The 21,006-nt window shown below is 66.3% G+C and carries 23 protein-coding genes; 8 read left to right on the top strand and 15 right to left on the bottom strand.

Annotation, left to right across the window (positions count from 1 at the left end; genetic code table 11):
* The first annotated feature begins 52 nt into the window (after positions 1-52).
* Positions 53-1,093, top strand: a complete 1,041-nt coding sequence (locus tag LJ737_RS22940; protein ID WP_227769096.1) for a tellurite resistance/C4-dicarboxylate transporter family protein — start codon at positions 53-55, stop codon at positions 1,091-1,093.
* On the opposite strand, the gene LJ737_RS22935 is transcribed toward LJ737_RS22940, so the two are convergent.
* From LJ737_RS22935 to LJ737_RS22905, 7 genes are all read right to left on the bottom strand, one after another.
* The gene (locus LJ737_RS22935) at positions 1,076-1,534 is read right to left on the bottom strand and encodes a molybdopterin oxidoreductase (RefSeq protein ID WP_227769095.1); all 459 of its coding nucleotides are present in this window, start codon (positions 1,532-1,534) and stop codon (positions 1,076-1,078) included. The genes LJ737_RS22940 and LJ737_RS22935 overlap by 18 nt on opposite strands.
* Positions 1,535-1,678: 144 nt before the next feature.
* Positions 1,679-4,036, bottom strand: coding sequence for a molybdopterin oxidoreductase family protein (locus tag LJ737_RS22930; RefSeq protein WP_227769094.1), 2,358 nt, complete (start codon positions 4,034-4,036; stop codon positions 1,679-1,681).
* A gap of 236 nt (positions 4,037-4,272) precedes the next feature.
* Complete coding sequence (locus LJ737_RS22925; protein ID WP_227769093.1) at positions 4,273-4,728, bottom strand: ankyrin repeat domain-containing protein; 456 nt, start codon at positions 4,726-4,728, stop codon at positions 4,273-4,275.
* Between the two features lie 179 nt (positions 4,729-4,907).
* Positions 4,908-6,311, bottom strand: a complete 1,404-nt coding sequence (locus LJ737_RS22920) for a T9SS type A sorting domain-containing protein (protein WP_227769092.1) — start codon at positions 6,309-6,311, stop codon at positions 4,908-4,910.
* A gap of 111 nt (positions 6,312-6,422) precedes the next feature.
* Positions 6,423-7,472, bottom strand: coding sequence for a bile acid:sodium symporter family protein (locus LJ737_RS22915; protein ID WP_227769091.1), 1,050 nt, complete (start codon positions 7,470-7,472; stop codon positions 6,423-6,425).
* 105 nt (positions 7,473-7,577) lie between these two features.
* A complete protein-coding gene (locus LJ737_RS22910) occupies positions 7,578-8,690 on the bottom strand; it encodes a hypothetical protein (protein WP_227769090.1) in 1,113 nt (370 codons plus the stop codon).
* Between the two features lie 29 nt (positions 8,691-8,719).
* On the bottom strand, positions 8,720-8,980 hold the full coding sequence (locus tag LJ737_RS22905) for a hypothetical protein (protein ID WP_227769089.1): 261 nt from the start codon (positions 8,978-8,980) through the stop codon (positions 8,720-8,722).
* A gap of 99 nt (positions 8,981-9,079) precedes the next feature.
* Here LJ737_RS22905 and LJ737_RS22900 point away from each other — a divergent pair, with 99 nt between their 5' ends.
* Positions 9,080-9,859, top strand: a complete 780-nt coding sequence (locus tag LJ737_RS22900; protein ID WP_227769088.1) for a sulfite exporter TauE/SafE family protein — start codon at positions 9,080-9,082, stop codon at positions 9,857-9,859.
* Between the two features lie 78 nt (positions 9,860-9,937).
* Here the strand turns inward: LJ737_RS22900 and LJ737_RS22895 are convergent, their stop codons facing one another.
* The 3 genes from LJ737_RS22895 to LJ737_RS22885 form a co-directional block, all read right to left on the bottom strand.
* Positions 9,938-10,567, bottom strand: coding sequence for an HAD family hydrolase (locus LJ737_RS22895; RefSeq protein ID WP_227769087.1), 630 nt, complete (start codon positions 10,565-10,567; stop codon positions 9,938-9,940).
* Positions 10,568-10,779: 212 nt separating this feature from the next.
* Complete coding sequence (locus LJ737_RS22890) at positions 10,780-11,307, bottom strand: energy transducer TonB (RefSeq protein ID WP_227769086.1); 528 nt, start codon at positions 11,305-11,307, stop codon at positions 10,780-10,782.
* A gap of 124 nt (positions 11,308-11,431) precedes the next feature.
* Complete coding sequence (locus LJ737_RS22885; RefSeq protein ID WP_227769085.1) at positions 11,432-11,929, bottom strand: hypothetical protein; 498 nt, start codon at positions 11,927-11,929, stop codon at positions 11,432-11,434.
* 177 nt (positions 11,930-12,106) lie between these two features.
* Between LJ737_RS22885 and LJ737_RS22880 the strand changes: the two genes are divergently transcribed.
* Positions 12,107-13,162, top strand: coding sequence for an SDR family NAD(P)-dependent oxidoreductase (locus tag LJ737_RS22880; protein WP_227769084.1), 1,056 nt, complete (start codon positions 12,107-12,109; stop codon positions 13,160-13,162).
* An 81-nt stretch (positions 13,163-13,243) separates the two neighbouring features.
* Here LJ737_RS22880 and LJ737_RS22875 read toward each other — a convergent pair whose 3' ends face one another.
* A complete protein-coding gene (locus tag LJ737_RS22875) occupies positions 13,244-13,702 on the bottom strand; it encodes a nuclear transport factor 2 family protein (protein WP_227769083.1) in 459 nt (152 codons plus the stop codon).
* 70 nt (positions 13,703-13,772) lie between these two features.
* Positions 13,773-14,594 (bottom strand): helix-turn-helix domain-containing protein, encoded by an 822-nt coding sequence (locus LJ737_RS22870; RefSeq protein WP_227769082.1) that lies wholly within the window; start codon positions 14,592-14,594, stop codon positions 13,773-13,775.
* A gap of 431 nt (positions 14,595-15,025) precedes the next feature.
* Between LJ737_RS22870 and phhA the strand changes: the two genes are divergently transcribed.
* The 5 genes from phhA (at position 15,026) to LJ737_RS22845 (ending at position 18,197) form a co-directional block, all read left to right on the top strand.
* A complete protein-coding gene (gene phhA, locus LJ737_RS22865; protein WP_227769081.1) occupies positions 15,026-15,769 on the top strand; it encodes a phenylalanine 4-monooxygenase in 744 nt (247 codons plus the stop codon).
* Positions 15,770-16,136: 367 nt separating this feature from the next.
* The gene (locus LJ737_RS22860) at positions 16,137-16,556 is read left to right on the top strand and encodes a prolipoprotein diacylglyceryl transferase family protein (RefSeq protein ID WP_227769080.1); all 420 of its coding nucleotides are present in this window, start codon (positions 16,137-16,139) and stop codon (positions 16,554-16,556) included.
* 14 nt (positions 16,557-16,570) lie between these two features.
* Entirely contained in the window at positions 16,571-17,134 is a 564-nt protein-coding gene (locus LJ737_RS22855) for a hypothetical protein (protein ID WP_227769079.1), read from the top strand.
* 20 nt (positions 17,135-17,154) lie between these two features.
* Entirely contained in the window at positions 17,155-17,697 is a 543-nt protein-coding gene (locus LJ737_RS22850; protein WP_227769078.1) for a YcxB family protein, read from the top strand.
* Positions 17,698-18,005: 308 nt separating this feature from the next.
* Positions 18,006-18,197 carry a hypothetical protein gene (locus LJ737_RS22845; RefSeq protein WP_227769077.1) on the top strand — a complete coding sequence of 64 codons (192 nt, stop codon included), beginning with the start codon at positions 18,006-18,008 and terminating at the stop codon, positions 18,195-18,197.
* 107 nt (positions 18,198-18,304) lie between these two features.
* Here LJ737_RS22845 and LJ737_RS22840 read toward each other — a convergent pair whose 3' ends face one another.
* The 3 genes from LJ737_RS22840 to LJ737_RS22830 form a co-directional block, all read right to left on the bottom strand.
* The gene (locus LJ737_RS22840) at positions 18,305-18,808 is read right to left on the bottom strand and encodes a hypothetical protein (protein WP_227769076.1); all 504 of its coding nucleotides are present in this window, start codon (positions 18,806-18,808) and stop codon (positions 18,305-18,307) included.
* 303 nt (positions 18,809-19,111) lie between these two features.
* Positions 19,112-19,927, bottom strand: a complete 816-nt coding sequence (gene mutM, locus LJ737_RS22835) for a DNA-formamidopyrimidine glycosylase (RefSeq protein WP_227769075.1) — start codon at positions 19,925-19,927, stop codon at positions 19,112-19,114.
* A gap of 134 nt (positions 19,928-20,061) precedes the next feature.
* Complete coding sequence (locus tag LJ737_RS22830; protein WP_227769074.1) at positions 20,062-20,964, bottom strand: PhzF family phenazine biosynthesis protein; 903 nt, start codon at positions 20,962-20,964, stop codon at positions 20,062-20,064.
* Between the last annotated feature and the right edge of the window lie 42 nt (positions 20,965-21,006).

The following is a 21,006-nucleotide window of genomic DNA, read 5'->3' as shown; positions in this document are numbered from 1 at the left end:
GAGCCAGCCGGGCCGTATAAGGGTGGCCGCACTTCACCCTTGCTCCGTTGTTATGAAGTCGGCCATTCAACACTTCCCGCCCGCGTATTTCGCCCTGGTTATGTCCACGGGTATCATTTCCCTGGCCGCGCACCAGCTGCACCTCGATGGGCTGGCCGAGGGCTTGTTTTACCTGAACGTGGTGGCCTTTCCGCTGCTGCTGGCCTTGTTGCTGGCCCGGCTGCTGCTTTTCTTTCCCGACTTTCGCCGCGAGCTGACCGACCACGCCACGGGCGCCAACTTTCTGACCGTAGTGGCCGCCGCGGCGCTGCTGGGCAACCAGTTTCTGCTGCTGCGCCACAACCAAACGCTGGCCGCGGCGCTCTGGCTGCTGGCCGTCGTGGCCTGGCTGGGGCTGCTCTACGGCTTCGTGCTGGGCGTGAGCCTGAGCCCGGTCAAGCCGCCGCTGGCCCAGGGACTCAACGGCAGCTGGCTGCTGCTGGCCGTGTCTACCGAGGCCTTGGCGGTGCTGGGCGCCGGGCTGGCCGAGCACCTATCCGGGCCCGCGGAGGTGGCATTGTTTGGGGCGCTGAGCTTGCATTTGCTCGGCAGCGCCTTTTACCTGGTGCTGATAACCCTGCTGGTGTACCGGCTCACCTTCCAGAAGCTGGAGGGCGAAGACGTGGGCGCGGCCTACTGGATTAGCGTGGGTGCCAGCGCCATTACGGTGCTGGCCGGTGCTACCCTGGCCGAGAAGCTGGCGCCCGCGCTGCCCCAGCTGGTGCCCTTCGTGAAAGCCTACGCCGTGCTCTTCTGGGCGCTGAGCACCTGGTGGTTGCCGCTGGTGGCCGGGTTGCGCCTCTGGAACCACCTGCGCACCAAGCCGGCGTTTGCCTTCAGCCCGGCCTACTGGTCCATGGTTTTTCCCCTGGGCATGTACACGGCGGCCACCGGCCGGCTGGCCGAGGCGCTGCCCCTGCCCGCCTTGCAAGCGGTGCCGCGGTACTTTTTCTGGCTGGCCGCCGCGGCCTGGCTGCTCACGGCCGTGGCCACGCTCTGGCACCTGGCTACGGTGGCCCGGGCGCCGCAGCCGGCTTCAGTCGGCCACCACTAGGGTCTGCGGGGCGGCCTGCTTGATGCGGCCCAGCAGCCAATCGGTCTGGCGCTTGGTGCGGCTGCTGCAAAATTCGCAAGTGGCTTTTAACTCCTCGTCGCGCAAGGCCAGGGTGGCCTGATGAATGACCGTCCAGCACAGCTGCACCTCCTGGGTGAGCAGCCACAGGTCGTGCAGGTCGCGGATGAGGCCCAGAGCGCCGTGGCGCGGCGGAGCCAGCAGCTGTTGCTTAAGGCGGGCCGGCTCGGAGCTGCTGGTTTCGAAGTAGCGCTGCAGGAAGGGTACCAGCTTGCCGCGGTGCTCCCGCGACCAGGCCGAGAGCTTCTGGCACATCTGCTCGATGTCGGGCTCGTCGTGGTGGTGCCGGGCCACCTGCTCGAAGGCCTTGGTAATCTGTTTTTCGCTGTGGTCGAGCAGGCCGAGGTAGTGGGGAAGGTGCATGGGGAAGAAGGAGCTGATCTGTGGGCATTCTGTCGAAAAGAGTGCCCGCTAACTATTGGACGGTGGCAATGCTGACGGTAGGCCCGCGCCGATGGGTAGTTGATTCCCGCCGGCGCGGGCAGGCCGGTCAGCCGCGGCCGGCGCCTAGCCGACCTGCCCGCTGGGCTTGGCCGGCGGGGGCGTGTCGGCGGCAGCGGCGGGGGCGCCCGCCACTTTGCGGATGCGCACGGCGGCGTACTTAAAGTGCGGCTGCTTGCTCACCGGGTCCCACTCCGTGAGCGTCAGCTCGTTGGCGGCGCGCTTGTCGTGCTCGTCGTGGTCCCAGTAGCCATAGTGAAAGGGCATGAACACCAGCCCCGGCTCGATGCCGCCGATGCGGGCCGGCTCGGTGGCCGTGCCCCGGCGTGAGGTCACCTCCACCCGGTCGCCCTCCCGGATGCCGAAGCGGGCCGCGTCTTCGGCCGAGAGCTGCACGAAGCCCTCGGGCGCGGCGGCCTGCAGGGCGGGGGCGCGGCCGGTTTTGGTGCGGGTGTGGAAGTGGTACACCACCCGGCCGGTGGTCAGCCACAGCGGGTACTGCGCGTCGGGCTCCTCGTGGGGGGGCTCGTAGTCGGCGGCCACGATGATGGCGCGGCCCTGCGGGTCGTTGGCCTTGTACTCCTCGGGCTGCTTTTCGGCGCCGGTCACCAGGTCGTAGCCGAAGGTTTCGCAGTAGTCGGCGTGGGTATTGAACTGGTGGTCGGTGTAGAGGTGCTCGGCCCCGTTGGGGTACTGCTCGTTGCAGGGCCACTGCACGCCCGAGCCGCCGGTAAGCTTGGCGTAGCTCAGGCCCGAATAGTCGCAGGGGCGGCCCTTGCTGCAGGCTTTCCACGCTTCGAAAGCTTCCTCGGGCGTGCTCCAGCCGATGAGCGGGCGGCCGTCCTGGTCGCGGAAATCCATGCGCCGGGCGTAGTCGAGGAAGATGTCGAAGTCCGAGCGCGCTTCGCCGGGCGGCGCCACCGCTTGGTAGGAAAGATGCACGGTGCGGTCGGTGTTGGTGAAGGTGCCGGTTTTCTCGCCCCAGATGGCCGTGGGCAGCACCACGTCGGCCAGCTTGGCGGTTTCGGTCAGAAATGCGTCCTGCACCACCACCAGCAGGTCTTTTTGCTGCAAAATCTTGCGAATCCGCGCCAGCTCGGGCATCGACACCGCCGGGTTGGTGGCCTGAATCCAGAGCAGCTTGATGGAGCCCGTTTCGCAGTAGCGCCAGAGCTGCATGGCGTGCGTGGGCGGGGCCCAGTGCGGAATTTTGTCGACGGGCACGTTCCAGAGCCGGGCCAGCTCCTCGATGTGCGCGGGGTTGTCCCAGTTGCGGAAGCCGGGCAGGTCGCCGTCGGCGCCGCACTCCCGGGTGTTCTGCGAGGTGGGTTGCCCGTTCATCTGCAGAATGGCGTTGCCCCGGGAGCCGATGAGCCCGCGGATAAGGTGAATATTGTTGACCTGCACCGCCGCCGCCGTGGCCTGCATCGACTGGTACACGCCCTGCAGGGCCGTCGACACCAGCGTCGGGCTCGAGCCGATGATGCGCGCCGCGGCCAGCAGCTTGTCGGCGGGCACGCCCGTGAGGCGCTCCACGCGGTCGGGCGTCCACTTCTCCACGGTTTTGCGCAGCTCCGCGAAGCCCATCGTGTGCTGCTTGATGAATTCGTGGTTGAGCTGATCGGCCTCGATGAGCAGGTTAATCAGCCCGTTGAGCACGGCCACGTTGGTGCCCACGCGCGGCGCCAGGTGCACGGTGGCCCGCTCGGCGGTGTAGGTTAGGCGCGGGTCGATGACCACCAGCTGCGGCGGGTTGGGCCCGGCGAGGCGGTCGAGGATGCGGGCCCAGAACACGGTTTGCTGCGAGGCGGGGTTGTGGCCCACGATGAGCAGGCAGTCGGTGTGGTCGATGTCGGAGTAGGAGCCGGGCTGCCCGTCAGTGCCGAAGGAAATCTTGAGCGCGGCGGCGGCCGTGGCGGTGCACAGGCGGGTATTGCCGTCCATGTGCGGAGTGCCCAGGCCAGCCTTGCCCAGCACGCCCAGCGTGTAATATTCCTCGATGAACAGCTGCCCCGAGGTGTAAAAGCCGATGCTGCTGGCCGTGTGCTGCCGAATCAATTCCTTAGAACGCTGCACAATCAGGTCCATGGCCGCTTCCCAACTGGCTTCCTGCAGCTCGCCGTTGCGGCGGATTAGGGGTTTGGTCAGGCGGTCGGGGCTGTGGTTGGCCTGCCAGCCGTGTAGGCCCTTGGGCCCCAGCCGGCCGCAGTTCACGCGGTCCTCGGCCCGCCCCCGCACCCCCACGATGCGCCCGTTCTTCACCCCGATGTCGAGGCCGCAGCCGTTGCTGCAGAGCACGCAGGCCGATTGCACCCAGTGGTCGGGCTCGGCGGTGAGGTGTTCGTCGATGCGGGTGGGCCACTGGCCGGTGTAACCGGTGCGCCGCCCCCAAATGTCAGTGATGCTGTCACGCGTTTCGGGCATAGCCGTGCTCGTTGCAGCGGCCGGCGACGGAGCGGAGGGCTGGGGCGGCAGGTCAGCATCTCCGGCGGCGCGGGCCGCAGGGGAAAGAAAGGTGGAAGAACGAGCCTGCTTACGCAAGCAGCCGAGTTTGGATTAAGAAAATTTTAATGTCGAGCCAACGTGAATAACGGAGGCAGTAGCCATAAAAAAACGGCCGGGCAAGCTGCCCGGCCGTTGGCCAAAGAGGAAAACCGCTGTTAGCCTTTGAGTTTCTGCTCGATGAGCGCAATGACGTCCTTGTTGCCGCCGGCCTTTGCCGCGGCCAGCAGCGAGGTTCCCTGTCCGTCGGCCGCTTTCACGTCGGCCCCATTCTGCAGCAAGAATTCCACAATGGCCTTGTTGCCAAGGGTGGCGGCCGCAATCAGCGCGGTTTCGTTGCCCGCGTCCTTGGCGTTGACCTGGGCCTTGTGCTGCATCAGCGACTTGACAATGTTCAAATTGCCGTTGGTGGCGGCGGTGATGAGAAAAGTCGTGCGGAAGCCGGGCATTACCTCGATGGAGGCGTTAGCATCGGCGCCACCGGCCAATAGAGCTTCGGCGCCGGCCGCGTCGTTTTTCATCACGGCTTTAAACAAATCCTTGGTGGGCGTCTGGGCGGCGGCTGAGCCGAGCAGGCCCAGCGTGAAAGCCAGCAGAAGCAGGTATTTCTTCATGGGTAAACCGAAAATGGCAGAGGGGAAGACCGTAAAAATACCAAACATCCCGGAAGTGTACAAGCCTTGGTCGGGCGCGGGCAGGTAAGTGCCGCTAAGTCAGTTACAACGGTTAGGTAAGAGCCTAGAACGGTGGCCGCCAGCTCGGCCGTGGGCCGCGGAATGCAAGCGCAACGGGCTTACTGGCGCACCAAGCGCTGCCGCAGCGTGCGGCCGTCGGCGAGGGTGGCCGTCACCACGTACACGCCGGCCGCCGTCCCGCGCAAGTCAAGGGTAAAGCCGGCGGGGCTGGGCGCGGGCGGCGCAAACGTGCGCACCACGCGGCCGCCGAGGTCGGTGAGGCGGAGCGTGCGCAGCCGGGCACCGGGCGGCAAATCCACGCGCGCCGCGTCGCCGGCGGGATTGGGGTAGAGCGCCAGCGGCTGGGCGGCGGAGCGCGGACGGCTCGCCGTGATAAGGCTGGCGTTGGTCCAGTACACCTGCTCGTCCATGTCCTGCACCATGAAGAGGCTACCGTCGGGCAATTCGGCAAACGTCTGCGGCTCGCGGGTGTTGCCCGCGCTCAGGCCCAGGCCGCCGCGCAATAGCGTCCAGCTGCGGCCCTGGTCGGTCGAACGCAACGTGCCGCCGGAGTTTACGCCCCCGGTGCGCGAGGCGTACACGTCGCCGTTGCGGGCGAAGAACACGCGGTGGCGCGGCGTCTGGTTCCACCACATGCCAGCAGCACTACGTTGTTGCACCGTCCAGTAGCGGTTCGGATTGGCCACGTCGCCGAGCTGCTTGCTTAGGTTAAAGGCTACGGGTACGTTGTTGGCCTGCCCGGTGACGAACACGCCGTGGAAGCTGCACAGCAAGGAATCCTGCGGGCTCACGCTCAGCGACAGGACCTCGTAGGCCACCAAGTCGTCGTTGATGGCGTTGCGGCCGTCTACGCGCAGTGGGATGTACTGCCAGTTCTGCCCTTGGTCCTCGGAGCGGTACAGGCCGGGCTGGCGGCTCGGCACCTCGTCGGACAGGGCGGCGTATATCCGGCCCTGGCGGTCGGCCACCAGCTGGCTGACGTAGCGGCTAGCGCCGAAGCCGTTGCTGCGGCCGGTCCACGAGAGGCCCTGGTCGGCGGAGTAAAACACGCCGTCGCCCACGAAGCCGGTCTGGTCCGCGTCGCCGGTGCCGGCCAGCAGCCCGCCCTGCGGCGTCTCGGCAAAGGAAATAACGGGGTAGGTCGTGTTCAGGGTGACCGAGTCCCAGGTGGCTCCGCCGTCGGGGCTGCGGTACACCTTGCCCGCGCCGCCCGCCAGCAACTGCCCGTTGCGGCCTGCGTGCAGGGCGTACACCTGGTGCGTGCGCAGGGCCAGCTGCCAGCTGCGGCCGCGGTTGGGGCTGCGCAGCAGACCGTTGCCCACAGTAGTGAGCAGAGTCGAGTCGCCGGTGGCTACCAGCCCGATTTTCGGGCCTTCGGGCGCGGCGGGGGTGGTTTGCCAAAAACTCTGGGCCTGGGCCGCCAGGCTGGTCAGAAGCAGCGGCAGCAAGAGCAGGCGGGCCGGCCGCGGTTGGCCGGTAAACGACAGCGAAAGTTTGTTCATAGCAGGGAAGTGGAGCAGAAGCGCAAACCTACTCCAGCCCTCCATGCGGGTAAATACCATGTACATGTGATGCCCGCGCTGCAACCCTAGGGCCCCGAGACGCGGCCCGGCCTAGCCGGCTGCCACCACCGGCCGGGCGGTCATGCGCTGGCCCACGCGCTGGGCAATGATGCTGGCCAGGATGATTTGCAGGGCGTGGTAGAGCATCAGCGGCAACAGCAGGGCGCCCGAGGCCACGGTGCCGGCAAACAGGATTTTGGCTAGCACCGAGCCGTGCACCAACGACTTCTTGGAGCCGCAGAACACGGCCGTAATCTGGTCTTCGGGGGCGAAGCCGAGCAGGCGGCTCACCAGGGTAATCAGCCCGAGCACGGCCAAAAACAGCGCCACCATGCCGGCGGCCAGGCCCAGTAGGTCGCCCCAGCTGTAGTCGCGGAACACGTTGCGGGCGAAGGACTCGCAGAACGAGGTGTACACCAGCACGAGGATGATGCACTGGTCAAACTTGCGCAGCTGGCCTTTGTGGGCCTCGGCCCAGGCCCCGAAGCGGCGGTGCAGCAGCAGGCCCAGGCCCACCGGCACCACCACCTGCAGCACCAAATCGAGCACCATGGGGCCGAGGTGGCCGCCGCCCGCCGCGCCGGTGTGCAGCACTAGGCTCACCCACAGCGGCGTCATAACCAGGCCGATGAGGCTGGAAATGCTGGCGTTGAAGATGGCCGCCGGCAGGTTGCCGCCCGCCACCGACACCATCACCACTGAGGTGGATACCGTGCTGGGCACCGTGCAGAGGTAGAACACGCTGCTCCAGAGCGTGGCGCCCTGGGCGTCGGGGCCGAACAGCGGACGCAGGGCCAGGCCAATCAGCGGAAACAGCAGAAACGTGCTGGCTTGCACCACCAAGTGCAGGCGCCAGTTGCGCATGCCGGTGCGCAGGCTCTCGGGGCTCAGGCGCAGGCCGTAGAAGAAAAAAACCAGCGCCACCCCGAAGGTCAGCAGCCGGTCCCAGGGCACCGGGCTGGCGTCGCTGCCGATGCCGGGGCGCAGGTAGGCGAGGGTGACGGCCAGGATCAGGCCGAGCAAAAACCAGTCGATGCCGACGCGGCCGAGCAGGGCCACGAGGCGGTTGGGGGACGCTGCGGGGGCGGAGGGATGGGGCATAGCACGCGAAAGGGCCGATGAACGGGCCGGTAAGCACATACGGACCGCCGCCGCGCGGGGCGGTCCGGCCGGCGGCGGGCAGCGCCGAACGAGTAAAAAGGACCGTCAGCGCCCCGGTTTTGTTTCGGCCGTTGCGCGGCCTTGCGGGCCGCGGTAGTCGATGGAGCGCAGCTCCAGGCGCTGGGGCTGCCCGTTCGTGAGGAACGTGCGTTTGATGCGGTTGCCGTGCGCGTCGGTTTCGTCGGCCATGGTGTGCAGCCGGTGGTTTTGCTCCACGCCGTCGAGCTCGTAACCGGCTTCCACCAACTCGTCGTGCCAGTAGCGCTGCCAGTGCACGTGGTGGGCCAGGCTGTCGCGCTGGGCTCGGAAGGTCGAGACGTAGTGGTTGCGCTCCAGGCGGTAGGCGCCGGCCGTGTACACTTCCCGTATGTGCGGGTGGCCATCGAGCAAACTCCCGGCAAAGCGCACGCTGCGCACCAGGCTGGTGTCGCCGTGGGTGAAGGCGAGCAGGCGCTGCAGCTGCCCGTTGCGGTACCAGGCCTGACTGATGGGCCGGCCGCGCTGGTCGTAGTCGGTGTAGTGACGCAGCGTGTCGTTGGGCCAGGGCGTAAACGTTGGCGTCGGCCCGAAGCTACTGCTGATGCCCGCCCCGAGCGGCGTATTGCGAAACAGCTGTTCCGTCAGCTCCCCGTGCCGGTCGTAGCGATACGTAGTCGAGCTGGTCAGCTGCCCGTCGGCCTGAAACGACTCGGCGCGCAGCAGCTGCCCGCGCCGGTCGAACGACTCCACCGTGCGGGCGCTGACAACCGAGTCGGGGCTGCAAACCAGGGTGATACGCTGCCGCCGGCGGTCCTGGTACTGGCACACGGTGAAGTAGCCCTTGTCCGCGGTGTGGCTGCGCCGCGTCACCCGGCCGTGGGCGTCGTAGCGCACGTCGGCAAAGGGCTGGCCGGTGCGGCGGTCGAGGTTGACGCGGCGGCGGATGCGGCCCTGGGCGTCGAAATAGTAACGCCGCGGCCCGAGCCCGTTGTAAATCTTGTTTTCGGGTGTCAGGGCCGAGTCGCGCACGGTTACCACGGCCACGGCGCCGCGCACGTCGGAGGGCGGGGGCTGGAAGCGTTTGTCTGGGGCGTTGTCCGGCTCCCAGCCGGGCAGGCGCCGTTGGGCCCAAGCCGGCGCCGCCAGTAAGGCCAGCAGCAGGTAAAATAGAAAGCGCATTGTCGCCGAAGGGAGCAAAGGGGCGTTGTTTAGGTCAGCTGGCCCGTCAAGCGTAGCACCAGCAGGCCCAACGCCAGCAGCATCAGGGCACCGGTCAGTAGCGTGGCCCAGCGCGGCCGCCCGGGCGTGACTGGAAAGCGGCCCAACACCCCGAAAACAACCACCAGCGCGGCGAAGATGACCAGGCGCGACCAAGCCGCGCCGCGGACCACGGCCAGCCCCAGCGCCACGGCCGAAGCCAGGGCCGCCAGCCAATAGAGAAACTTGCCAGAAGAAGAGGAGCGAGGCATCGGGCAAAGAAAGCAGAGAAAACCGCAGCTGCGGCAGAAACCGGAGTCGTTACTACCGAGCCCGCCCTAATCCCCCGCAGCCTATCTTCGCCGCCTCGTATGGAGTTTCTTGACGCGACGCTGGCGCTGCTGTGCGCTTTTGCCTTCCTGGCCGGGTTTGTGGATTCGATAGTGGGCGGCGGCGGGCTGATTCAGCTGCCGGCCATGCTGCTGCTGCTCAAGGGCGTGCCGGTGCCCACGGTACTGGGCACCGGCAAGGTGTCGTCGGCGGCGGGCACGGCGGTGGCCCTGCGGCGCTACGCGGGCCAGGTGCCGGTGCGCTGGCGGGCAGTGGGCGCGGCGGCCGTCACGGCGGGTGTGTTTTCGTTTCTGGGGGCGCGGGTAGTCAGCCTGCTGCCCTCCGAGCTGCTGCGGCCCTTGGTGCTCGGGCTGCTGGTGGTCATTGCCGTCTACACCTTCTGGCGCAAGGACTTCGGCTCCATCCACGCCCCGCGCCTGTCGGAGCAGAAAGAGCCGCTCTACGGCATAGCCATTGGTCTAATCATTGGCTTCTACGACGGCTTTTTCGGACCCGGCACCGGCTCGTTTCTGCTCTTCGCCTTCGTGGGCCTGTTCGGCTACGACTTCCTCAGCGCTTCGGCTTCCTCGAAGATGGTGAACCTGGCCACCAACCTCACCAGTCTGGCCTATTTCGCCTACACCGGCCACATTCTCTGGCAGGTGGCGCTGCCCATGGCCGCCTGCAACATGCTCGGCTCAGCCCTGGGCGCCCGCCTGGCCCTGAAGCAGGGCGTGGGCTTCGTGCGGGTGCTGTTCCTGGTCGTGGTTTGCGCCATCATCCTGAAGCTGGGCTGGGAGACGTTCAAAGCGCAAGCCTAAGCCTTGCGAGAAACCAATAGGCATCATGAGCCGCAGTCGAACCACAGGCTGACGGTGCTGGTGCGCAGCCACACCCAGCTACAGCAACTGCTGTAAGTCGCTGAGCTGCTCGATGCGCGCCTCGTAAGCGGGCACTTCGCCGAAGCCGTAGGCGGCGAAGACAAACGGCATGTCGTTGGCGCGAGCGGCCAGGTAGTCGCCCTCGGTGTCGCCCACGTAGGCGGGGCTGCCGAGGCCGAAGTGGCGGATAACGGCCCCGATGTTGTCCGCCTTGGGCTGCTGCCGGGCCCCGAAGCAAGTGTGGCCTTCCAAGTAGCGGCCCGTCTGGGTGTGGGCCAAAAACGCTTCGATGTAGCCCTGCTGGCAATTGCTGACGATGAAGAGCCGGTACTTTCCCGCCAGGTACTCCAGCGTGGGCCGCAGCTGCGGGTAGGGCTGCCCGCCTTGCTGCCGGGCGCTGAGCAGCTCTTCGCGGGCGCAGATGTGGCGAAACTCCTCGCGCTGTTCCGCCGTCAGGTACGGAAACAGCCGCTCATACACCACCGGGTAGGGCTGGCCCGTCACGGCCTGCACGGCTTCTTCGGTGATGTCGCTGTGCACGTAGCTGACGCGCTGGCGGGCCTGCCGAAAGCCCTGGGTGACGGTGGCCGAGGCATCCCAGAGCGTGCCGTCGAGGTCGAAGATGAGGCTGTCGAGTTCTAGCTGCATAGGGGTGGAATCCAGGTACAACATGGGCCGGGTGGCGCCGGCCAATCTACGGGGCAATTTCCTGCATACGCGCATTGCGCGCCGCCGGCCACCCGCCGGCCGCCGGAGCTTGCGCGGCTCCGCTGCTGGCGCCGGCCCGGGCACCGCCCAAAACGCACCGGGCGGCCCCCGTAAGAGGCCGCCCGGTGCTGGCGAGAGGAGGCGGCTGGAAGTTAGCGCGCGGCCATGCTGTACTTGTTGGCCAGCTCGGCGTACTTGGCCGCTTGGTCCGATTTGCCCTGGTTGGTATAAGCCTTGGCCAAGCCGGCGCAGGCCTGCCCGTTCTTTTTGTAGCGGCCCAAGGCCAGGTCGTAGTAGCTGATGGCACGGGCCGGGTTGGCTTCGGCCAGCGCCTTGTCGCCTTTCAGCACGTAGTAGTCCGACCAGTCGCGGGGCGTGAGGTTTTTCAGGGCAAACACCACCGGCGCGTTGAAGCGGGCCGGCTGTTCGCTGCGCCGCGCCAGGGCTTGGTTGGCGGGCGTCACGGCCAAGGAAGCCGGGTAGTTGACGGCCTGCACCGCCAGCGCATCGAGGCCGTAGCCCAGGCCCTGCAGCACCCGCGTCGAGTCGGGGATGATGCGGCCCTGCCGGTCGAGCACGTAGCTCACCTGCACGGTGCCCTCGATTTGCCGGTCAATGGCTTCGTAAGTGTAGGTTTTGCCGATTGTCTGGGCGAGTCCCGCGCCGGAACTCATCAGCATGATGCCCAATAGTACCAGTCGCATACGCTCGCTGCCGTTGATGGAAAAAAGACGAAGAGGTAAGTGTTTACTCACCTCTCCGTCAATATACAATAATTCCTATCAAAAGTCAGGTAGCCAGCGGCTATTCCTCGCCGCGGCCGGGCGGCAGGCCGGGCACGGCGTTGCCCTGGTTGCCCTGCACGTTGGGCACGCCCATTTTCTTTTCGCGGGCCTGCTGGTACTTGTTGAACTGCGCCGGCGTGAGCACGTCCTTGAGCAGGGTCAGGCGCGACCCGCCGATGTCGTCGATGATGCTGTTGAGCTTGCGCAGGTCCTGGCGGTACTGGATGCGGGCGGTTTCCACCTGCCGGATGCTCCGCTCGTTGATTTGAAACACCTTCTCTTCCTGCTGGGGCGTCAGGCCGAGGGCTTGCTTGAGGTTTTGCGTCAGGCCGCGGGCTTGCGCCTCGATCTTGGCCTCGTCGATGGTGGTGGGCGCGGGCCCCTGCGCGGCTCCGGCCGGCTTGGGGGCGGGGCTGGTGGTTTTTACCTTGGTTTTGACGGTGCTCGTCTGGGCCCAGGCAGCGGGGGCGGCCAGCAGCAGGCCGGCCAAAATCAGGAATCGGGGGGAAGTACGCATGGGGTTCGGCATCAGCAGAGGCGCCGGGAAAACGGCGCGGGCGAGTCGGGGCACGAAAATAGCGTGCCAGCCTGTTCGATGATGCCCTAACGCCGCCGCGGCCCGGAATATTCCCTGGCCGGGCCGCATTTCCGCGAGCGGGCGTAACCTTTCGGGCGCGGCCTTCATAGAAAGAGCATGAAGCAGCAATCCTCCCGCTCCACCTGGCTCAAGGCCGCCGGCATCGGCGCCGCCGTGGCCGCCGCCGCCCTCTGGGCCAACCGCCGCGGCTCCTACGACCTACGCGGCCGCGTCGTGCTCATCACCGGCGGCTCGCGCGGCCTGGGCTTGGTGCTGGCCCGGCAGGCCGCCGCCGAAGGCGCCCGCGTGGCCATCTGCGCCCGCGACGCCGACGAACTGGAACGCGCCCGCCAGGACCTGGCCGAAGCCGGCGCCGCCGAGGTGCTCACCCTGGTGCGCGACCTGTCGGACGAAACCGCCGTGCGCACGCTTGTGAGCGAGGTGCGCCTGCAGTTCGGCCCCATCGACGTGCTCATCAACAACGCAGGCATCATCACCGGCGGCCCGCTGGAGCACATGGACGTGCGCGACTACCAGGAAACCATGGACATCCATTTCTGGGCCGCCTTGCACGCCATGTACGCGGTGCTGCCCGACATGAAAAAGCGCCGCGAGGGCCGCATCATCAACATTGCCTCGGTGGGCGGCAAAGTATCAGTGCCGCACCTGGCGCCCTACTGCGCCAGCAAATTTGCCCTGGTGGGCCTCTCCGAAGGCTTTCGGGCCGAGCTGCTGCGCTACGGCGTGTACGTGACCACGGTGTGCCCGGGGCTGATGCGCACCGGCTCGGCCCGGCACGCGGTGGTGAAGGGCCAGCACGTGCTCGAATTTGCCTGGTTTATGATTTCCGACTCGCTGCCGGCCCTCACCGTCAGCGCCGAGTACGCCGCCCGGCAGATCTGGAACGCCGCCCGCCGCGGCGACGCCGAGCTGATTCTGGGCCTGCCCGCCAAGCTTATTTCGCTGCTGCACGGCGTGGCGCCCGGCTCGGTAGCCAACCTCATGAGCTGGGTCAACCGCACTCTGCCCGACGCCACTGGCCCCGCCGGCGACGCCCGCCGCCGCGGCTTCGAAAGCGAGTCGGCGGCAACGGAATCGTGGGTGACGGGCCTCACGCGTAAGGCCGAACGGGAAAACAACCAACTCAACGACCACCCGCCGTATCCGGCGTGAGGTTTCCGCAGCTGAGCAGCAGTGCTGGCGCGGGGGGCAACATTGCACCGCTTCCACCGCCTGGCTGGGCAGTGGAAGCGGTTAAGGCCCGACGGGAAACAGCTGCTCGTCGACCTGCGTGCCCTGCCCGGCCACCCGGCACCAGGTGCTGCCCTGCTTGATGAACACTTCTAGCCGCCGCACTTTCAGGGCCACGTCCTGGCCGGCCACACTCAGGCGCACGTCGGCCAGCCAGTTGACCACCGCCGAGTTGGCGTTGTAAATCCGGATAATTTCGCTGCCCGGCACGACGCGGACGGACCGGAAGACCACCTTTTCCTTGGCCTGTGCGGCGCGCCATTCCGCCTCCGAAAAGGAAATGTCGCCTTTGGGGCCCACGGCTACCATGTCGCGGCAGGTGGGGCCGGGGCGGTAGCCGCCGGGCTGGTGCAGCAGCGCGCGGATTTGCAGCCGTTCGGCGGGGTAGCCGAGCGTGTCCAGCTGGGCGTAGGCGGCCGTAGTTAGCGGCAGGAGCAGGCCGCTCAAAATCAGGGTTTTCATAGGTAGGGCGTCGAGTGCTCCCAAACCTACCAGCCCCGCAAGCCGGGAAATAGTATAAAAACGACGTTTTCTAAATCCGCAGATCGTCCTGCAAGGTCAGCGGCGCGGCCAGGATTTCCCGGGTGATGCGCGAGGGCGTGGTGCCCGTAAATTCCTTGAAATCCCGGATCAGGTGCATCTGGTCGTAGTAGCCGCAGTGGTGGCTGATGACGGTCCAGGTGCACTCGGGCTGCCGCACCTTCAGCCGGTAGGCCCTGGAGAAGCGCGCGACCCGGGCGAAGAACTTGGGCGAGTAGCCGAGGATTTCCCGGCTGCGGCGCTCGAACTGCCGCAGGCTCAGGCACGACAGCGCGGCTATGTTCTCCACAGAATCGGCAGGATTGCCCCGGAGCAGCAGCCCGAGGCTGCGCTCCAGCGGACTGGCCACGCGGTCAGCCAGCTTGCGCAAGAGGTAGGCCTCCACGATATTTTTCATGGCCAGCGGCTGCCGGGCCTCCCGCAGTTGCTCGGTCACCTCGCGCAGCTCGCGGCCCAGCACATCGGCCGCGTCGAGCGGTTGGTCGAGCAGCTCGGGCATGGGCAGGCGCAGCAGCCGGTGCAGCCCGCCGGGGTGAAAGGCCACCGTCACAAAGCGGTGGTGGCTGCCCATGGCCAAATCGACCTTGGTCGTCTGCGGGCCGATGATGGCGCAGGCGGGCAGATCCGCAAACGCCTGGTGGCCGGTCCGGCTGCGGGTGGCGTCGCCGGGGTAGAAGTTCAGGCTGTGCTGGGGCGTGGGCGGAAACGGCGCGCTCCGGCCGTACGCCGGCCCGGGCAGCTGCAGGTCCACGGTCATGATGTGGCTCACCGCGGCGCGCAGGCGCGGATGCACGGGGTGGTGGATGGCACTCATAGCATAGGGTGGGCTAGCGGTAACTCCCGAACAAATGGTTGACAAGCTAAGACTTATGCAGCTAATTCGTCCAGATTAAGAGCCGCGCGCCCGGCTGACGCCAACCTGAACTGATGACCCCCCTGCCCGGGCCGTTGGCCGCCGCAAACGCCGAGCGGTAACCGCTGCCCGGCGGACGGTTGGCACCGCTTGCCCACTGCCGACGGCTTGCGTTGCCGAAAAAACTCCCATCTTTGCCCCATGCTCACCCGCTTTTCGTCGCGCTATTATTACCGCTCCTGCCAGCCCACCGGCTTCGGCAGTGGTCGTGTATGTGCGACGGCACCCGAGCAGACGACGTAAGGTCGCCGCCAGGAACCGCTTCATACTCGCCCCTCTCCGATAGCCGGAGAGGGGCTTTTTGTTTTTCACCTCTTCCAACTTCCAGAGCCATGACCCTGCTCCAACAACACTACGACCAGTACACCGCCGAGGACCGCCACGTATGGCAGCTGCTCTTCGAACGCCAGCTCCAAGCCCTGCCCGGCCGCGCCGCGCCCGAATTCATGGAAGGCCTGGCCCGCATCGGCTTCACCGCCGACCGGATTCCCGACTTCCGCCAGACCAACCAGGTGCTGCGCCGCCTCACCGGCTGGGAGCTGGTGGCCGTACCCGGCATCGTCGACGACGCGGTGTTTTTCGGGCTGCTGGCCGCCCGGCAGTTTCCGGCCACCACTTGGCTGCGCAAGCTCGCCGAGCTGGATTACCTCGAAGAACCCGACATGTTCCACGACGTGTTCGGCCACGTGCCGCTGCTGACCAACCCGGCTTTTGCCCGCTTTCTGCACCAACTCGGCCACATCGGCCTGCGCCACGCCGCCGACCCGGCCGCCGTGGAGCTGCTGGCGCGGCTGTACTGGTTTACGGTGGAGTTCGGCCTGATCCGCGACGCGGGCAGCGGGCAGGCGCGCATCTACGGGGCGGGCATTTTGTCCTCGGCCGGCGAGACGCGCTACAGCCTCGGCCCCGAGCCGCGGCGCCATTCCTTCGGCGTCGAAACCGTGCTCGGTACCGCCTTCCGCAAGGACGTGTTCCAGACCGACTACTTCGTGCTCGACTCGCTGGATCAGCTCTTCGATACCCTGCCCGAGGTGCAACGCCAGCTGCGGGCGGCCGCGGTGGGAGTGGAGGTCTAGCCCTGCCGAACTGCCACGCGCCCCGTCGGAAAGCCGGCGGGGCGCTTTTTTGTGCGCGGCGGTTGCGGGCGGCTGCCTAACTTGCCCGCCGTGACGTTTCCCGTTCAGCTGCACCTCAGCCCCGTCGTCCTGCCCGCGCACCTGGTGTTCGAGGTGCTGGCGTACTCCGTGGGCTGCCGCTACTACGGCAACCGGCGCCGCCGCGCGCCCGACCGAATCAGCGGCGACGACCGGCTGTGGATTTTCATCGAGGCCGCTGCCGGGGCCTTGCTGGGCTCCCGGGTGCTGGTCTTGCTGGAGCACCCGCCGGACGGGCCGCTGTACTACTTTACCAACAATACCATCGTCGGCGGCTTCCTCGGGGGGCTTGCTGGGGGCGGAGCTGACCAAGAAACGCCTCGGCGACACGGCCTCCTCGGGCGACTTGATGGTGTACCCGCTCATCCTAGGCATGGGGCTCGGCCGCACCGGCTGCTTGCTGGCCGGCCTCGAAGACGGCACCTACGGCACGGCCAGCGCCCTGCCCTGGGCCCTGGACTTAGACGACGGCGGGCCGCGCCACCCCACCAACCTCTTCGAAATCCTCTTTTGGCTGCTGAGCACCTACCTGCTGTTTCGGCTGCTCGTCGAATTCATCAAGCCCACGTCGCCGCTGCCCGGCCTGGGCCTCGCCAGCATTCAGTGCGCCTGCGTGGCCGGCCTGCTGTACTACGCCTGGCTGTGGCTGACCGATGCCGCGCGCCCGGTGGCTGCGGGCGCCTCCGCACCAATCTTCCACCCCGCTTAACTTCTCAGTTGCTTATGCTTGTCTTGACTTCCAACGGCCTGCGCGCCTTTGCCCGGCTGCGTTTCGTGGCCTTTTCCTGGATGATGCTAACCGGACTGCTGCCCGCGGCCAGCGTTGCCCAAACCAAGCCCTTGCCCGAGGCCACACGCCGCGCCAACCTGGAAGCCCAGCTGACCGAAATGGAGCAGGCGTTTATGAAGGAGGATTTTGAAGCCTACGCCGACTTCATGCATCCCGACGTGCTGCGCGTGGCCGGCGGCGCCGACGTGCTGGCCAAGCAACTGCGTCAGGGCATGGAGCAGCTCAGCGCCCAGGGCGGCAAAGTCAGCAAGGTCAGCCACGGCGCGCCCTCGCGCATTGTGGGCGCCGACAGGGAGCTGCAGTGCACCGTGCCGCAAACCACCGAGTTTCAGTTGGCCGCAGCTACCAAAACCACGCAGTCGACTCTGCTGGCCGTGTCCTCCGACGGCGGGCAGCACTGGGCTTTTCTCGATACGAACGGCAAGGATTGGGAAACGGTGCGCCGCTTGGTGCCCAGCCTCAGCCGGGAAATTGAGCTGCCCGGCCGCAAGCAGTAGCAGCCGTTACGCGACGTACCATGCAGGTAGCTTACGCATTGCAGGCCGAGGATTTGCTGCATTACCAGCTGTACGCGGCCAGCAAGTCGCCGCTGGTGAGGCGCAACCGCCGGCGCAGCTGGTTGATTGCCACGCTGGCTTTTGTCAGCTTGGCGGTGCTGTTTTACCTAGAGCGCATCACGAGTTTGGCGGTGTATTTCGCCCTCTTGGCTGGGGGCAGTGCCGCGCTGTTCCCGCTCTACTCGCGCTGGCGCTACAAGCGGCACTACCGCAAGCACGTCGAAACCCACTACCAGGACCAAGTTGGGGCCCCGGTTGCGCTGGAGCTGACCGACACCTTGCTGAAATCGGCCGACCGGGCCAGCCGCAACGAGCTGCAGCTGCGCGAGCTGTACCAAATAGCCGAAACCCCTCAAGCCTTTCTGCTGCGCTACAGCCCCGCGGGCGCGGTGATTGTGCCGAAACGCCAAGTCGATGCCGCGGCGCTGGCTTCGGAGCTGCGCCGGCTGGCGACTCTGCACGGAATCGAGTATGTTGATGACCGATCCTGGCAGTGGCAATAACCGCTGGCCGGATACCCGTTACCTGCCGCCATGCCCGAACGTCCTTATACCTGGCGCGGCTATCCTCTTCATCCTCTTCGGCCTGGCGTTTTTGGTGCTGCTCGTGACGGGCCGTCTTTGCTTGGGCCTAAGCGTTGCGCCCAGCGGCCTGCTCACGTCCCACGTCGGCTTCGGCAACTGCGCCACCCACCTGAAGCTGGGGCATATACGCTAATCCGCCGGGCTTGCCGATAACAACCGCCGCGTCGTGCGCAACAACCTGCTGAAACTGCTGGGGCCGGCGCCGCGCTGTTCGGCGGCCTGGCCAAGTGGAGCGGTGGGGCAGCCCCGCTTTTTTCGGCTTTCAGATCGGGGTACAGGCCTTGGCCAACGCGTTGTTCGGCCTCGTCTACAGCTTGGGCAAGTTTGAAAACACCGCGGCCGGCTACTGGCTGTGTGCGCTGCTGGTGCTACTCATCGCGCCGGGCTTCTGTAGGGTGGCGGCCGTCTGGGTGTTCTGAGCCCGCGGCAGCGCCAGCAGCCGGGCAATAAAAAACGCCCGACCACCAAAGCGGCCGGGCGCACCCGCTGGGTGGAGCCAGCGGGACTTGGGAAACCAGTAAGGCGCTTAGTGCGCGAACGTGCTTTCGTAGCTCACCGCGTTGTCGGCGGGGCCAGTGGTGAGCTTCAGGCGCAGCTGGGTAGCGGAAATTTCCTCCACCGAGTACACGCGCTCTAAATCGGGCAGGGTTACGGTCAGCGTCTTGGCGTCGTCGCTGAGCTTGTAGGAGCCGGCCTTTTGCTGGGCCATGGCGGGGTTGAGCTTGGTGGCGCCTTCATCCAGGATGTACCGGCCATCGGCCGCAAACTGGGTTAGGTTGTCGCGCATGGTGGGTTTGAGCTGACCGAAAATGCTCACCGTAACGGCGTCGGTGGCGCCGGCGGGTTTGCTGGTGGTCTTCAGGTCGGTCAGGTGCCACTGGCTGCTGGTCAGCAGCTGTTGCGGCGTTTGCTGGGCCTGCGCATCGGCCGCTTGGGCCGAGGGCTGTGCTACCTCCTCAATTTCTTTCTCACACGATGCCAAACCAGCAAGGGTCAGCGCCAGGCTCAGGTAAACGGGCAGTTTCTTCATGAAAACGGGTAAATGGTTTGGTGAAGAAGATCGAGCTCCTCGGCTCGGTCGGCGTTTTTGCCTTTCAGTACACAATTCCAACTTCACGCCTGAAGCCAAGGTGGCTGGCCCTGCGTTGTCGTCACAATGCTAAGCTAGGTACTATAGTTCGGGTTTTCGCGGAAAAAGTCAATAATTCAAACATTATATCTGGAAAGTTCAATGCAATTTATATTTGTACTTTTGAATGTAGATAAAATACAAAAGCCGCTTGCGTAATACGCAGAGCGGCTTTTGGTTAAGCGCAATTAGGAAAGATAAGCGCTATTGTTCTTTTTGGCAAATCGGACAGTAATAAGTAGCCCGCCCGCCGACATACTTTTTTACTATTACCTCTTGATCCACGGGGCAAACCTTAAAGGCGTCCGAACCCGCCACTGGGTAAGCATCCCACTCGCGCGCGTGAATCAGAAACGAAGTGGGAAACCGCCGGTAGCTGGCTTCCGCGTCGATGGCCGTGCGCAGCACCAGTCCGATAGCGGCGTGCAGCCGCGCTACCTCCGGGGGCGTGAGCGAGCCAGCCACCCGCTTGGGGTGCACCTGGGCCTGAAACAGCACCTCGTCGACAATCCAGTTGCCCAGACCGGCGGCCAGGCGCTGGTCGAGCAGCAGGGGCTTGATGAGGGTCTTACGCCCGCGCAAAGATTCCTGCAACTCCGCCAGCGTCAGGTCCAGGGCATCCGGGCCCAGCTTTTTGGTCCGCCGATACTCCGTCACGCTGGAAGCCAGCCGCAGGCGGCCGAACTTGCGCGGGTCGATAAAAGCCACGCGCAGGCCGTCGGCCAATTCGAAGGCCACGCGGGTAAAGCGGGCCCGGTCATGCTCGTCGCGGTAGGCGCCCACGTCGCCGGTCATGCCGAAGTGCAGGGCCAGTACCTGCCCGGTGGAGAGTTCGAGGAATAAGTTTTTGCCCAGGCGCCGGGTGCCCGTAACGGTGGCGCCCTGCACGGCCTGCCGCAGCGTCGCCTCGGGCACAGCCAGTACGTGCGCGTCGAGCACGTGCACCTGCACGATGGTCTGGTGGAGCAACAACTCGTCGAGGAAGCGGCGGTAGGTTTCGACTTCGGGTAATTCGGGCATGGGGTAGGGTAGTAACGGGTAATAAAGGAAGCGGCGACAAACCCGGTGGCGCGCGGCCGTGCCGGTATCTACGAGAAAGTCAACCGTCCAGCTTAAACCCGGTTGCCGGGCAAACGTTCCACCGCCGCCCCAAGCTACAGCGTCAGCCGGCCCTCAACCAGCACCACGCCCGTACCGGCAATCTGCACGCTGCGAATGATGCCGTCCGCGGCGTCGAGGCGCACGTGCACGGTGCCCGGGCGGCCCAGCCAGTGGCCCTGCTCGGCCACAAATGCCGAAGCGGTGAGGTAGCCATGCCGGTGCAGATAGGCCGCCATGGCTCCCGTGGCCGAGCCCGTCACCGGGTCTTCCAAGATGTCGGGCGGGGTGCCAAAATGACGGGCAAAGGTGCTGCCCGCCGGCGTAGCCCCGCCGAGACAAAACAGGTGCGGGCTGAAAAAGTCGCTGCCTTGGCGGTAGGCCGCGTAGGCCCCGGCTTCGGGCGTGCGGGCGCGGCGCAGGGCGGCGTGGTCGCGCAGCAAAATCATGAGCTGGGGCGTGCCGGTGCTCACCGTTTGCACGGGGGCGCCGGGCAGCACGTCGGCGGGCGTGAGGCCGAACAAGGGCAGGACCGCGGCCGCGTCGTGCACGGCGCCGAACACGGGCGGGCGCTGCGTCATGGTGACTTGCAGGGGCTCCGCCGCCGAGCCCGGCGCAATGCCCACGCGGATGGGGCCGTCGCGCAGCTCAAACTGCAGCTCTTGCGGGCCCGCGGCCACCGACACGCGCCCGGCGTGCACCAAGGCCACGGCAGTGGCAATGGTGGGGTGGCCGGCCAGCGGAATTTCTTCGGCGGGGGTGAAGTAGCGCACGGCCACGGCGCCGCCCTGGCTGGCCCGGCGCACAAAGGCGGTTTCGGATTGGTTGAACTCGCGGGCGAGGCGCTGCATCTGCTCGGGCGAGAGGTCGTCGGCGTCGAGCACCACGGCGCAGGGGTTGCCGCCCAGCGGGCGGGTGGTGAAAGCGTCAACGAGCAGAAAAGGGTAGGAAGTCGGCATAAGCGGGGAGATGAAGCGGCAAATAAGCGCCGCAGCCGGTAA

Source organism: Hymenobacter sp. 15J16-1T3B (assembly GCF_020711235.1).
Lineage (GTDB): Bacteria > Bacteroidota > Bacteroidia > Cytophagales > Hymenobacteraceae > Solirubrum.
This window is presented reverse-complemented; position numbering and strand designations above follow the sequence as displayed.